This is a genomic window from Burkholderia sp. AU6039, assembly GCF_002223365.1.
In the GTDB taxonomy this organism is placed as follows: Bacteria; Pseudomonadota; Gammaproteobacteria; order Burkholderiales; family Burkholderiaceae; genus Burkholderia.
Map to the genome: position 1 here is coordinate 1488493 of NZ_NKFK01000005.1, position 14162 is coordinate 1502654.

13 protein-coding genes are annotated in these 14162 nt (G+C 67.7%); 6 read left to right on the forward strand and 7 right to left on the reverse strand.

All coding sequences use genetic code 11. The features are described 5' to 3' along the window. Nucleotides 1–40: 40 nt before the first annotated feature. Nucleotides 41–1678 (reverse strand): glycoside hydrolase family 32 protein, encoded by a 1638-nt coding sequence (locus CFB39_RS24415; RefSeq protein ID WP_089474767.1) that lies wholly within the window; start codon nt 1676–1678, stop codon nt 41–43. 152 nt (nt 1679–1830) lie between these two features. After that, entirely contained in the window at nt 1831–3417 is a 1587-nt protein-coding gene (locus CFB39_RS24420) for a glycoside hydrolase family 68 protein (protein ID WP_089474768.1), read from the reverse strand. Between the two features lie 187 nt (nt 3418–3604). Between CFB39_RS24420 and CFB39_RS24425 the strand changes: the two genes are divergently transcribed. From CFB39_RS24425 to CFB39_RS24445, 5 genes are all read left to right on the forward strand, one after another. Next, complete coding sequence (locus CFB39_RS24425) at nt 3605–4633, forward strand: substrate-binding domain-containing protein (RefSeq protein WP_089474769.1); 1029 nt, start codon at nt 3605–3607, stop codon at nt 4631–4633. Between the two features lie 404 nt (nt 4634–5037). Next, nucleotides 5038–5724, forward strand: coding sequence for a type 1 glutamine amidotransferase domain-containing protein (locus CFB39_RS24430; protein WP_089432615.1), 687 nt, complete (start codon nt 5038–5040; stop codon nt 5722–5724). 143 nt (nt 5725–5867) lie between these two features. Next, a complete protein-coding gene (locus CFB39_RS24435; RefSeq protein ID WP_089474770.1) occupies nt 5868–6977 on the forward strand; it encodes an NADH:flavin oxidoreductase/NADH oxidase in 1110 nt (369 codons plus the stop codon). Nucleotides 6978–7105: 128 nt separating this feature from the next. Then, on the forward strand, nt 7106–8176 hold the full coding sequence (locus CFB39_RS24440) for an AI-2E family transporter (RefSeq protein WP_089474771.1): 1071 nt from the start codon (nt 7106–7108) through the stop codon (nt 8174–8176). A 214-nt stretch (nt 8177–8390) separates the two neighbouring features. Then, nucleotides 8391–8765 (forward strand): hypothetical protein, encoded by a 375-nt coding sequence (locus CFB39_RS24445; protein ID WP_089475652.1) that lies wholly within the window; start codon nt 8391–8393, stop codon nt 8763–8765. Between the two features lie 27 nt (nt 8766–8792). Here CFB39_RS24445 and CFB39_RS24450 read toward each other — a convergent pair whose 3' ends face one another. Then, nucleotides 8793–9587: an SDR family NAD(P)-dependent oxidoreductase gene (locus tag CFB39_RS24450; RefSeq protein WP_089427594.1), complete on the reverse strand. Its 795-nt coding sequence runs from the start codon at nt 9585–9587 to the stop codon at nt 8793–8795. Nucleotides 9588–9762: 175 nt separating this feature from the next. Between CFB39_RS24450 and CFB39_RS24455 the strand changes: the two genes are divergently transcribed. After that, nucleotides 9763–10608 (forward strand): AraC family transcriptional regulator, encoded by an 846-nt coding sequence (locus CFB39_RS24455; RefSeq protein WP_089474772.1) that lies wholly within the window; start codon nt 9763–9765, stop codon nt 10606–10608. Between the two features lie 10 nt (nt 10609–10618). On the opposite strand, the gene CFB39_RS24460 is transcribed toward CFB39_RS24455, so the two are convergent. The 4 genes from CFB39_RS24460 to nthA all read right to left on the reverse strand — a co-directional run bounded on the left by CFB39_RS24460 (nt 10619) and on the right by nthA (nt 13952). After that, complete coding sequence (locus CFB39_RS24460; protein ID WP_089474773.1) at nt 10619–11206, reverse strand: LysE family translocator; 588 nt, start codon at nt 11204–11206, stop codon at nt 10619–10621. 189 nt (nt 11207–11395) lie between these two features. Continuing rightward, entirely contained in the window at nt 11396–12658 is a 1263-nt protein-coding gene (locus CFB39_RS24465; protein WP_089474774.1) for a GTP-binding protein, read from the reverse strand. After that, on the reverse strand, nt 12655–13308 hold the full coding sequence (nthB, locus tag CFB39_RS24470) for a nitrile hydratase subunit beta (RefSeq protein ID WP_089474775.1): 654 nt from the start codon (nt 13306–13308) through the stop codon (nt 12655–12657). Before nthB ends, CFB39_RS24465 begins: the two co-directional genes overlap by 4 nt. Nucleotides 13309–13352: 44 nt before the next feature. Further along, complete coding sequence (nthA, locus tag CFB39_RS24475; RefSeq protein WP_089474776.1) at nt 13353–13952, reverse strand: nitrile hydratase subunit alpha; 600 nt, start codon at nt 13950–13952, stop codon at nt 13353–13355. Nucleotides 13953–14162 lie beyond the last annotated feature (210 nt).

Consider the following 14162-nt stretch of genomic DNA (forward strand, 5'->3'; position numbering starts at 1 on the left):
CCCGTCACATGCAGGACCAACGGCCGTCCGCCCATCGCATCTATCGCGCCGCACAGTCGCCAGGCCCATCACCACCAGCTTCGAGCTGCGTCACCGTGAGCCCGGAGAACGTCGCGCGGCCGTGTTCGGCAAATACGGCGACGCGGTCCGCATCGAGCGGCGGGAAGATCAGGTCGGTGAGCGCGACACGGCCGCCGTTCGCGAACACTTCCACCGAACCGCGATCGACGACGATCTCGAGCCGCAACTGCCCATGCTCGAGCGGCAGGTCCACGATGTGCTCTTTGCTGAACGTGTCGGCGAAATGGGTTTCGCCGGACTGCGAGCGGTCGAGCGTCAGCGTGCGCCTTGCCGTGTCGTACACGATCCGGGTGCCGACCGAGCCATCCGCCGAGCGCCGGACGATCAGGCCGGCACGCGCCGCGTGCTGCGGCGTGAGCGTGACCGTGATGCGCTGGACGACGCCGCGCGTCGCGGCCGACAGCGCACGTATCGTGGAATCGACCGCGAGATCGCCTTCGTGCACGGCGGGCCTGCCGTCCGCCCACGCGTCGAACGCGGCGGCCGGTGCGACGACGAGCGTCGGTTCGCCGTCGATCGTTTTCAGCGACAGTTCGCGCGGCAGGGTCGTCGCGCCGCGCCACGGCGCGGTCGGCGCTTTCGCCGCGTAATCCCAGTTGCTCATCCACGCGATCGCGACCGGCCGTGAGCCGGGCGCGCCCGAGAAGGTGCCGGCTGCGTAGAAGTCCGCGCCATGGTCGACCCAGCGGAATTGCGCGGGATCGGAGCCGGCGGGCGCGACGCGATCCGGCGTAAACGTGCGGCCGTCGAAGTCGCCGACGAAGTACATCGCGCCGGAGCCGCCGGCGATCGACCACGGATTGACGTTGACGATCATGACCCACCGGATGCGGGCGGGATCGCCGTCGAGCGGCAGCGGCACGAGGTCGGGCATTTCCCACAGCGCGCCGTCGTGCGGCACGCCCGGCCGCGTGAAGTCGCTCAGGAAATTCCAGTGGATCAGGTCGTCCGAGCGATAAAGCTTCACGACGTGCGCGTCGGCGACGACCGTCGTCATCAGCCAGTAGCCGCCCGGCCCATACCACGACACTTTCGGATCGCGAAATTGCTTCGATTCCGGATCGAGCGTCAGCACCGGATTGTGTGCGTACGGCTGCCAGGTCGCGCCTTGATCGAGGCTGTATGCCAGCGACTGCGCCTGGACGCCCGGCGCGTGACCGGAGCCTGCCTGGTACACGCTCGTATAAAGCGCGACGAGCGGCGTGTGGCCCGGTTGGCCCAGGCCGGACGTGTTGAGCGTGTCGGCGACGATCGAGCCGGAGAAGATTTCCTCCGTCGCGTTCGCGCGCATCGCGACCGGCTGCTCGCGCCAGTGGACGAGGTCGGTGCTCGTCGCGTGGCCCCACGACATGTTGCCCCAGTCGCGGCCGAGCGGATTGTATTGATAGAACAGGTGATAGCGGCCGTTGTCGTAGACGAGCCCGTTCGGGTCGTTCATCCAGTTGCGCTGCGGCGTGTAGTGGAGCGCGGGCCGCCATTGCGGCGTGTCATGTTCGGCCGGTGCGTGGCAAGGCGCGGCAGCGACCTGGGAGCAGGCCACGCAGGCGAGCAGCAACCGGGCGACCCGGACGGAAAAGCGGAAAGACGTCGATATCATGCGGGGTCCCGTGCTCCGCCGTGCAAAGCGGGAAAGGAGGGCACAGCCGCTTTCAACGGCGGTGTGCGCGATGGATGGAAGAAAAAAGAGGAGGCGCGCACGCGACACGCGCGATACACGCCTCCTTAACCCCGTGCCTTTACCAGCGTGCGTTATTGTTGGTTGTCCTGATTTCCCTGGCTGTTGCCGCCACCGGTCGCGGGCAGGTTCGCGGGAATGTCGCCGTAGCCGCCGAGCCCGCCGCGTCCATAGGCGCGATCGACCGCCGTCGACGTGCCGTTGATGTTGACCTTCACCGTCGGCGCGAGCGTGCCGCCGCGGCGCGGGCCGATTGCATCGATGAACGACTCGACGAGCCCGCCCGGCATCACGTAGTGCGAATACGACTGGAATTCGCGCGGATTCTGGTTCGGATCCTGCGAATACGGCGCGCCGGCCGGCGCGGAGAAGTCCGTCGGGTTGCCGAGCACGAGGCCGCTGCCGCCGTTCAGCGGCAGGAAGTCGCTGCGGATGCCGTTGCCGACGAAGCCGTACACGCCGTCCGGCCCGTCGACGCCGGCCGCCATCGTCGTGCGGTGGCTGATCGTGAACAGGTAGTACTTGCCGTCCTTCAGGTAGATCTGCGGGCGCTCGGTCTGGTCGTCGACGCAGTTCGCCGACAGGATCGGCGGCAGGAACTTCCACTCGGTCAGTTGCGGGTTCGTCGCGATCGCGAGGCCGACATTGGCCTTTTGATACACTGCGCCCGAATTCATCACCGCGTTGAGATCTTCCTTGTACGGATCGTTCGGCGCGTAGCCGAGATCCGCGTTGGTGCAGGTACGTGCGCCGCGCGGGCCGCCCGTGTTGCCCTCGAAGACCATGTAGGTCTTGCCCGGGTGCGCGGGATCGGTGAACACGAACGGGTCACGGAACGAGAAGTAGGTGTTCTGCTGGCCGGACTGGTAGTAGTTGCCGTCCGGTTGCAGCAGCGCCTTGTGATCGTCGAAGCCGGAGAACCAGACGTGCGTGGCGTCGGCGTGGATATGGCCGTCGGCGCGCGTGATGATCGCCTGCGGCGGCGTGATGTCGGCGCCGCCGGGCGCCGAGCGGTTGAACAACGTCGCGGTGTAGTAGAGGCTGACGTTGTCGCCGTGCGTGAGCCGGGCGGAGCCCGACCATTCGGCGTTGTTGGTCATCGGCGCGGTGCCGAACACCTTGGCGCTGGCGCCGTCGGGGAACAGGTGGCCGCCCCAGGTCCAGCCGCCGTTCGCGGGGCGCTGCGACGCGGGGATGCCCGCGCGACGGTAGAAGAAGCCGATGCGCGCATGGACGTGACGGTCGTCGAACGTGTAGCCCGCATGCGGATCGGCGGTGAGCGAGAAGATCACCTCCCAGCCCTTGTAGCTCAGCTGGTTCGCGCGCAGGTCGGCCAGCGGCCATGTGTCCCACACCCACACGTTCGAGTTGATCAGCGGGAAATCCTGCGGGATGTCCGGCATCGTCAGCGCTTGCGGCAGCGAGTTCTTGTCGGCACCGGCGGTATGCGACTGCGCGACGATCTGGCGGATGTCCGCCCGCGTCCAGCGCATCGTGAAGTTGCCTTCGGGATCGTAGGCCTGCTGCGTATGGGGCGTGGGCAGGGGCGCGCCCGTGCCGCTGGACTGCGCGTGCGCGACGGACGCGAAGGCGGCAAGTGCGCCGCCAGCGAGCAGCAAACGTTTGGTCGCGATCGGGCGGAAAAGGGGAAAGTATGTCATCTCGTCGTTGTTTCCTGGCTAGGTGAAAGTGAACGGCTGAGTGGGCATCGATGTCCAAACCGGTTTGGATGCTATTTCAAACCGGTTTGGAACGCAAAAGATATTTATTTGACGGTAATCGTTACCAATTGGAAATAATTACCCGGTCGGCGCGTCCCGCACGTCGGGCGGCCGGGCGGATCGGCGAATGCGAGGAACGACGGTGAAGGTGAATCTGAAGGCGCTCTCGGACGCGCTCGGGCTGTCGCGGACGACGGTCAGCCGCGCGCTGAACGGTTACGACGATGTCAGCGAGGCGACGCGCGAGCGCGTGGCGCGGGCCGCGCGGGAAATGGGCTATGTGGCGGATCCGACCGCGCGCCGGCTCGCGACCGGGCGGGCGGACGTGATCGGGATCGTCTATCCGTTCGGCGCGGGCGATCTCGGCGATCCGCGTTTCGGCGAGGTCGTCGCGGGCATCACCGAGCGGCTCGCGGAACGCAATCTCGATTTCATCATCGCGTCGGCGCGGCCGAACGCGGAACTGGACACCTATCGGCGCATCGTCGACGGCAAGCTCGTCGACGGGCTGATCGTCGCGCGCACACGGGTCGACGATCCGCGCATTGCGTACCTGCAGGCGAGCGCGTTTCCGTATGTGGCCTACGGCCGGACGCAGGTGGCCGAGCCGTATGCGTGGTTCGATTTCGACAACGAGGCCGGCGCGCGGGACGCGGTGCGTCGACTGACGGCGTTCGGGCACCGGCGCATTGCGATGATCAGCGCGCCGCTGGCGCTGAATTTCGCCGCGCAGCGCCGTGCCGGCTATCTGTCGGCCCTGCACGAAGCCGGCATCGAGCCGGATCCGGCGCTGATGGTCGAGTGTCCGTTTACGCACGACGGCGGGTGGCAGGCGGCGCGGGCGCTGCTCGCGCGCACCGAGCGGCCGACGGCGCTGCTGGTCGACAACAATATCGCGGGCGGCGGCGCGTTTCGGGCGCTCGTGGACAGCGGGCTGCGCCTGGGCGAGGACATGTCGCTGATCGTCTACGACGGCGTGCCACCGAACCTCGCGCATCCGTATCGCGTGACGGCGGTCGTGCAGCCGACCGGCCACGCGTCGGGGCGCGCACTGGCGGAACTGATGCTGCGGCTGCTGGGCGACGGGGTTCGCGAGCAGCGGCTCGAAGCACCGGCGATCGAGGCGGGTGACACGGACGGTCCGTTGCGCGGCTAGCCGCGGCGGCGCAGATGAGGGCGCGAGCGACGGCAGGTGCCGGCGGATCGTGCTCCACCGAAAGGCCATGACGAAGGCAGGGGTTACTAGACGACCGGTCTAATCCAGGGCTATCATCCGTTCCCATGAATGCGACGACGTCCGCGGCGCAGGCAACGAAGACGCGAAAATGCCATTTGAATGCCATTTCGCGCTGCGATGCTGATGGTGCAGCGAGACGCCGTCGTTTCATTTCGAATTGTTCTAGACGACTGGTCTAATAGGCGCAAGCCGCATTCGGATACACGGGTCGCACGTTGACGCGTCACAGCTGACTAACCCACAGGCGTGCCGCGCCCACCAGCCGGATTTCCCGGTCGAGCGGCCCCGTTCCCGTCATCCATTTTTCGAAGGAGTGTCCGATCATGAAGATTCTGGTTGTCCTGACCTCGCACGACACGCTCGGCGACACCGGCAAGAAGACCGGCTTCTGGCTCGAGGAACTGGCCGCGCCGTACTACACGTTCAAGGACGCGGGCGTCGAGTTGACGCTCGCGTCGCCGAAGGGCGGCCAGCCGCCGCTCGACCCGAAAAGCAATGACCCGACGGCCCAGACCGACGCGACGCGCCGCTTCGACGCCGATGCGGCGGCCAAGGCTGAACTCGCGTCGACGCGCAAGCTGGCCGACGTGTCCGTGGACGACTACGACGCCGTGTTCTACCCGGGCGGCCATGGCCCGCTGTGGGATCTCGCCGAGGATCTGCATTCGATCGGCCTGATCGAGCGCGCGCTGGCGGCCGGCAAGCCGGTCGCGGCGGTGTGCCACGCGCCGGGCGTGCTGCGTCACGTGAAGAACCCGCAGACCGGCGAATCGGTCGTGCGCGGCAAGCGTGTGACGGGCTTCACCAACAGCGAGGAAGCGGCCGTCGAACTGACGGAAGTCGTGCCGTTCCTCGTCGAGGACATGCTGAAGACCAACGGCGCGGAATTCGAGCGCAGCGCCGACTGGGCGCCGCATGTCGTCACCGACGGGCTGCTGATCACGGGGCAGAACCCCGCGTCGTCGGAGCCTGCCGCCGAGGCGCTGCTCGCGCAGCTCGGCCGCCGTTGAGCCATGGGCGCCGGCCCGGCCGGCGCCATCCCCGTATCCGTCGCCGGGCGCAGGCCGGCCCGTCGACGGCCTGAATCGATCCGTCGTGCACGTTGCACGACGCGTTTCCCGTCGTTTTGCAGAACCAAGCAAAGGAGCCGTGGATGTCTGCCCTGTTCGAACCGTTCAAACTCAAGGATGTCACGCTGCGCAACCGCATCGCGGTGCCGCCGATGTGCCAGTACGTCGCCGAGGACGGCGTCGTCAACGACTGGCATCACGTGCATCTGGCCGGCATCGCGCGCGGCGGTGCGGGCCTCGTGATCGCCGAGGCGACGGCCGTGTCGCCGGAAGGGCGCATCACGCCGGGCTGCGCGGGGCTGTGGAACGATGCGCAGGCCGAAGCGTTCGCGCCGTCGGTCGCGGCGATCAAGGCGGCCGGCGCGGTGCCCGGCATCCAGATCGCGCACGCGGGCCGCAAGGCGAGCGCGAACCGTCCGTGGGAAGGCGACGACCATATCGCCGACGGCGATCCGCGCGGCTGGCAAACCATCGCGCCGTCGGCCGTGCCGTTCGGCGCGCATCTGCCGAAGACGCCGCGCGCGATGACGCGCGACGACATCGCACGCGTGCAGGCCGACTTCGTTGCGGCGGCGAAGCGCGCGCGCGACCTGGGCTTCGAATGGCTCGAACTGCACTTCGCGCACGGCTATCTCGGCCAGAGCTTCTTCTCGGTGCATGCGAACCAGCGTGACGACGAATACGGCGGCTCGGCCGAGAACCGTGCCCGCTTCCTCGTCGAGACGCTGGCGGCCGTGCGCAAGGTGTGGCCGGAGCATCTGCCGCTGACCGCGCGCTTCGGCGTGATCGAGTACGACGGCCGCGACGAGGAGACGCTCGCCGAGTCGATCGCGCTCACGCAGCGGCTGAAGCGGGAAGGGCTCGACATGCTGAGCGTGTCGATCGGATTCTCGACGCCCGACGCGCAGATCCCGTGGGGCCCGGCGTTCCTCGCGCCGATCGCCGAGCGCGTGCGCCGCGAGGCCGGGTTGCCGGTGTCGTCCGCGTGGGGGATCGACACGCCGCAACTCGCGAACCGCGTGGTGGCGGAGGAGCAGCTCGATCTCGTGATGGTCGGCCGCGCGCATCTGGCCGACCCGCACTGGCCGTACTACGCGGCCAAGCAACTCGGCGTCGAGCGTCCGTCGTGGACGCTGCCCGCACCGTACGCGCACTGGCTCGAGCGTTACCGGAGCGCCGACAAGGTGGCCTGAGCGGGCGGGGCGCTGGCGCGGCGCGCGCATCCCATGCGCCGCCGATCCGGCGCCGATGGATAGAATGGCGGTTCGCGCAGGCCGGTTGCCTGCGCGAACCGCCATTTTTTCATTTCGACAGAGGTGCCATGGGCGCACATGTCCCGTCGTCTCCCGAGCCCGCCGCACGGCCGCGCACGCAGCAGGTTTCCCGCGCCGTGCTGGTTGCGGCGCTGCTGGTGATCGCGCTGTGGGTGATCCGCGATTTCATTCCTGCCATCGCGTGGGCCTGCGTGATCGCCATCGCGATGTGGCCGATGCTGAAGCGCTTCGAATCGCACCGGCTGTTCCGCAACCGCCCGACGCTCATCGCGCTCGTCATCACGGCGGCGATCTCGTTGCTGGTCGTGCTGCCGGTGGCCGTCGCGGCGACCCAGGCGATCGGCCAGGTGCACGACCTGCGCGAGTGGCTGCGCACGATCCAGGACAACGGCATCCCGGTGCCGGACGTGGTCGCCCGGCTGCCTTACGGCGCGGCGCAGATCACCGAATGGTGGCAGGCCAACCTCGCCCATCCGCTGCATGCGGCCACCGCGATGCACGGCGTCAACAGCGAGAAATTCCTCGCGTTCGGCCGGCAGTTCGGCACCAAGCTCGCGCACGCGCTGCTCGAATTCGGCTTCATGCTCGTCACGCTGTTCGTGATCCTGCGCGCCGGCCACAAGCTGTCGGGGGCGCTGCTGCAGGGCGCACGGCGCGCGTTCGGGCGCAGCGGCGCGGAGCTGATCGAGCGGATGGTCGCGGCCGTGTTCGGCACGGTGACGGGGCTCGTCGTCGTCGGGCTCGGCGAGGGCGCGCTGCTCGGTATCGCGTATGCGCTGGCCGGCGTCCCGCATGCAGCGCTGCTCGGCCTCGTCACGGCCATCGCCGCGATGCTGCCGTTCTGCGCGCCCGTCGTGTTCTGCGGCGCCGCGCTCTGGCTGTTCGTGCAGGGCGCGACCATGTGGGCCATCGTCGTGGCCGTGCTCGGCTTCGTCGTCGTGTTCGTCGCCGAGCACTTCGTGCGGCCGGTGCTGATCGGCAGTTCCGCGCGGCTGCCGTTCCTGCTCGTGCTGTTCGGCATCCTCGGCGGCGCCGAGACGTTCGGGCTGATCGGGCTGTTCGTCGGCCCCGCGCTGATGACGGTGCTGACGATGCTGTGGGCCGAGTGGATTGCGTGACGATGTGCGCCGGGGCGGCGGCATGAAGCGCCGGTACCGATGCGTGTTCAAGCGCGCATCGGCCGCCGCGACGGGCGCCGATCAGGCGGGTGCCGGAGCATGCAATGCAAGGATTCGGATAAAGATCTCTACATTTCTTTTCGATCCGGACCCAAAGGTCGAGTAGCATGGCGCTTTCGATCACGCCGGCATGGCGCAGCAGATTTCACCAAGCATGCGATTGATTACGATGTCCCGTCCCGCAGCGACGCTGTCGCTGGCCGCCAGCTGCCTGATGTTGCACGGTTGCGCGTGGTTCGACGCGTGGCTGCCATTCTCGTATTCGCGCACGCCGCTCGCGAGGGCCGCGTCGCGGCACGGCGCGACGCGCGCCGATGTCGTCCGGGCCGCCGGCAATCCGCGCAGCGTATGGATGGTTCGCAACGGCAACGGCGTCTGCTACAACTACTTCATCGAGCACGGCAACGATCACCGCGAATATTTCGTCGTGTTCGACCGGGCCGGCGTCGTCACGCAATCCGGCTTCGATTCCTGCATGAACGCCGATCGCAAGGGCACGCTCCAGCCGGGCAAGGCCGCGTCGCGCTAGCGCGGCGGCGGCCGTGCCCGCCTGCCGTCAGGCGATCGTGTCGACCACGCCGCCGTCCACCCGCAACGCGGCACCCGTCGTCGCCGACGCGAGCGGCGAGCACACGTAGACGACCAGGTTCGCGACTTCCTCCGGCGTCGCCGGGCGCTGGATGATCGAGCTCGAGCGGTGGTTGCGCACGAAATCCACGGCCACGTCCTCGACGCTGCGGCCGGTTTCGTCGGCCGTTTCCTTCAGCAGCGCCCGCACGCCGTCCGACATCGTCGGCCCCGGCAGCACCGAGTTGACCGTCACGTTCGTGCCGGCCGCGAGCTTCGCGAGGCCGCGGGCGATCGACAGCTGCGCCGTTTTCGTGAAACCGTAGTGAATCATGTCGACCGGGATGTTCAGGCCGGATTCCGACGAAATGAACACGATGCGCCCGGCGTTGCGTTCGATCATCCCCTTCAGGTAATGCCGCGCGAGGCGCACGCCGGACATCACGTTCATCTGGAAGTAATGTTCCCATTCGGCGTCGTCGATGTCGAAGAACGCCTTCAGGCCGTAGATGCCCGCGTTGTTGACGAGGATGTCGGCCGCGCTCGTGTGCTGCGTGACGCGCGCAACGCCGGCGGCATCGGACAGGTCGGCCGCGACGCCGTCGAAGTCCGCATCGGGGAGGGCGGCGCGCAGGTGCTTGAGCGCGGACTGCACCGACGCATCGCTGCGGCCGTTGACGACGACGCGCGCGCCGGCGCGCGCGAGCCCTTCGGCGATCGCGAGCCCGATGCCGGCGGTGGAGGCGGTAACGACCGCGGTCTTGCCTTTCAGATCGATATGCATGTGCGTGACGGGAGAGGAATGAACGGAATCGCTGCGAGTGCCGCGGCGGACGGAATTCAAAGCTTAGGCGAAACGGCGCGATCCGGTATTGAAGCTGCTATCCGCCGATCCGGTTGCGCGGCGCCGCACAGTCTTGTACGGTGAGCGTTCGCCATCCGAACCGGGAGCCTGCCGCGTGAGCCGTACCGCCAACCGATCCGTCGTCCCGTCGCCGTTCTGGCGTGACGCCGCGCTGCCGTTCATCGAGGCGCGCACCGTCGACGACGGCCGCACGATCTGTTACGCGAAGCACACGCACGACACGTTTTCGGTGGGCGCGATCGTCGGCGGCACGAGCACCTACGTGAACGGCGCGACGAACGCGCACGTCGGGCGCGGCGTGCTCGTGATCATCGATCCGGAACAGGTGCATGCGTGCAATCCGTATGGCCCCGACGCATGGGCGTACCGGATGGTCTATGTCGACGTGCCGTGGCTCGCGCGGCTTCAGCATTCACTGGGCCGCGATCTGAACAGCGATTTTCACGGCTTTTCGCAGAAGTTGACGGAGCGGCACGACCTGTTCGCGCAATTTGGCGGCTTCTACCGCACGCTCGTCGCGCCCGGCGTCGATCCGCTCGGCAAGGAGAGCGCGGCGGTCGAGTTCTTCACGGCGCTGCACGGCGCGCTCGAACGCGACCTGCCCGGCCCGCGCGCCGGGGACGACAACACCCGGCTCGCACGCGCGGCCGACTACATCGCCGCGCATTGCCGTGAGGGCGTCACGCTCGATGCGATCTGCGCGGCGGCCGATCTGTCGCCGTCATACCTGATCCGCGCGTTCAACGCCCGCTACGGGATGACGCCGCATGCGTTCCTGATCGATCGCCGCGTGCAGTACGGCCGCACGGAGCTGCGCCGCGGCCGGCCGATCGCCGACGTCGCGCTGGACGCGGGCTTCGCCGACCAGGCGCATTTCCAGCGCGCGTTCCGGCGGATCGCAGCCGCGACACCCGGCCAGTACCGCAGCGCGACGAGCTGAACGGCAGGCGCTACACATCGAGCAGGAAGAGGGCGCTGCCCGCGAGCAGCAGCGCCATCAGCCGGTTGAACACGCGCATGTGCCGCGCGTTCGCGAGCCGGTGCCGCAGCGACGCGCCCGCATACGACCAGCACGCGATCGACGCGAAACAGATCACCAGGTACAGCGCGGCGAACTGCCAGACCTGCGTGCGGTCGCCATCGGCCGCATACGCGCCCATCGCGGCCACGCACGCGAGCCACGCCTTCGGATTCAGCCACTGCATCGCCGCGCCGGCAGCCGCCGACGGGCCGGCCACGTCGGGGTCGGCCGACAGCCGGCCGTCGTCGAGCGCGAGCCGCAGCGCCATATACAGCAGGAACGCGATCCCCGACCATTGCGTGACAGTGGTCAGCACCGGCCAGCGCGCGAGCGCCGCGTGCAGCCCGAGGCCGATCAGCAGGAACAGCGCGACGAAGCCGAGCGTCGCGCCGGCCGCATAGCGCAGGCTCGCGCCGAGGCCGTGGCGTGCGCCGGCACTGAGCGCGACGATGTTGACGGGGCCGGGGGTGATCGACGAGGCGAGCGCGAACGCGGCCATCGAAACCAGCATGCTCATTGGGTGTGTCTCCATGCGAAAGGTCGAAAGTCGCATCGAGACTACGGGCGCCGCGCGCGCCCGTATTGAAGAAAACTGCCCTTGGCGCAGCTGTCGGGATTCACGTCCCGCTGAACCGGGCGCAACGCCCACTGGCCGATAGAAAGTCGTCGGTCGCAGGCGTTGCAACCGACGCCGTCGAATCCCACTTCACGAATGGGCGGGAGTCGCGAGCGCGTCGAACCTGTCAGCTTCCGGAAACCGGCGCCAAGACGCCGGGCCTGAGTCGATTTCCGCGACCGTCAGCAGACACGCATCAAGTTCGCGACGCAACTGGACGTAATCGATCGACTGCCCGATGAACACGATTTCCTGCCGGCAATCGCCAGCCGGTTCCTCCCATTTCTTCAGCACGCCGTCGCGACGATAGTCGTCGTGTGGCCAGTCCGACGGTGGGGTAAACCGCCACCATCGGCCAACGTAGCCCCACTGGAACGCGTCGCCGGCCTGCACGAGCATGGCGGTTTCCGCATATCGGTGCGCAACCCAGACATATCCCTTGCAGCGAAGCAGTCGGCCGTTGGTCCAGGGGCGATTCAGCCACGCGAGCAGGCGCGCCGGATGAAACGGCGCACGTTCGCGATAGACCCACGACACGACCCCGTACGCATCCGATTCCGACGGGCGTTCGTCGGCCTGCATGCGTTGCATCCATCCCGGCGATTCGACGAGCGCCGGTAGATCGAAGCGCCGCGTATCCAGGACGTCCGACGGGTCGACTTTGCCGTGCTGCATCGGCAGGATGCGCGCCGATGGATTCAGTGACGCCAGAATGGCGCGCAGCCGCTCGAAACCCGCGTGGCCGATCCGGTCGAGTCGGCTCACGAGGATCACGTTCGCATATTCGACTTGTTCGATCAGCAGATCCGACAGCTTGCGCGGTGGATCGGCATCGCCGCCGTTCGCGAGCGGAGCGTCGCGCGCGACCGGTTCGGGCGACGCGATCATGTCCTCGAACGTCTCGCCGTTGACCACCGTGACGAGCGTGTCCAGCCGCGCGAGCTCGCTGAGGCTGAAACCGTCCCGGTCGAGAAACGCGAACGTCTCCGCGACCGGCATCGGCTCCGAGATACCCGTCGACTCGATCAGCAGATAATCGAAGCGACGCTGCCGCGCAAGCGTGCTGATCTGCTCGAGCAGATCGGCGCGCAGCGTGCAGCAGATGCAACCGTTGGTCATTTCGACCAGTTCGTCCTCGCCTCGATGCAGCTCGACATTGCGCCGCACGTCATCGGCGTCGACGTTCACTTCGCTCATGTCGTTGACGATCACGGCGACCTTCAGGCCGGCGCGGTTGCGCAGGAGGTGGTTCAGCACCGTCGTTTTCCCGGCGCCGAGGAAGCCGGACAGCACGGTGACCGGAATCCTCGGCGCCGGGGCCGCAGGCACGTGTCGATTTGCCGGCGTCGTCATGCGCTCTGCCCGGACGCGCGATCCAGGTAGCCTTCGAACAGGTCGACCACGACATAGCCGTCGTCGGCGGCGTCGCCCCACAGATCCTTCACGCGGAACTCGACGTGATAGGTCGGCTGATGCGCGGCGCCGGCGTCGCCGTGGCCGATCGCGTCCGGGAACGGCCACGATTCGGTCGTCCGGTGCAACACGACGCCTGCCTTGCCGCGAACGTAGCCCGGCGCCCGGATGTGTCCGCTGACGTATTCGTCGCGAACGACGACGCGATCGCCGACCGCGAACCGCGTCGACTCGGATGGGGCCGCGCGGCCGCCGGATCGCGGCGGGTTCGCGAGCCGGAAATGCGAACCGAGCGCGCGGTCGAGTTCGTCCTGCGCGAGCACGCCGGTTTCGACGAGCAATGTTGCGGTCGCGATGACGTAGCGCTCGTAGTAGCGCGTGCCGACGTGCTGGCGCACGTCGATGCGTTCGACTGCGTGACGTACCTCGTCGACGCTGAATTTTTTCAGTTGGTCCACGCCGACGAACATCAGGCTGTACGCGAGATGCTCCCAGTCTTCCTTGAAGACCGGTTTGTAGCCGAGACTGTTGATCGTATGCGGCACCGGGCCGAAACCCTGGAATCCGCCGAGGTCGTGAAAGCCGTCCATATGTGATCTCCGAGATGAAGGTCGAGAGCGAAACGGGGGGCGAGTCAGTGCGCGCGCGGCAGCGCAACGCCGATCAGCACGTCCTTGGTGACGAGCGTGCGCAGTTGTTCCTCGGTCATGTGCTCGCTGCCGGCCGGCCGCACGGGCAGCACGAGATAGCGGCTTTCGGCGGTCGTGTCCCAGACCTTCACGACGACGTCGTCGGGCAGGTCGGTGCCGAGTTCCCGCAGTACCGTGCGCCCTTCGCGGACGAGCCGTGCACGATATTCGAAGCCCTTGTACCACTCGGGCGGCAGCCCGAGTACCGGCCAGTTCGTGCATGAGCACAGGCTGCAGACGATCACGTTCTTCAGCGTCGGGGTGTCTTCGAGCGCGACGATGTATTCGCCCTGCGGGCCGGTGTAGCCGAACTGCGCGCATGCGGCCGTGCCGTCCGTCAGCAGCAGTTCGCGAAACGCCGGGTCGACCCACGCGCGCGCGACGATGCGCGCGCCGTTGGCCGGATCCCAGGTCGTGGACATCAGCTCGGTCAGATTTTCGATATAGCCGTCGGGAATCAGGTTCTTCTCTTTCATCACGCGAAACAGCGCCCAGGCGCGTTCGCCGGGCGTCGAGCGTGTTTCCTCGGAAGGAATCGTGTTCATCGTGGGGCTCCTTGTCGTGGTTCGGGGCGACCGCCGCCAGGGCGTTGCGACTGCCGTGGCGGGGTGGGGGCGCGCCATGTCGGTCACGCTCGACGAGCAGGGTAAGAAGAGAAAAAGCGCGGTTCTTTGCCGGCACGGATCGGAAACTGTGCCGAGACGGCCCCCGTGGACGGCAGGCGCCGACGCGCACCGGATGCACGGCGATTCACG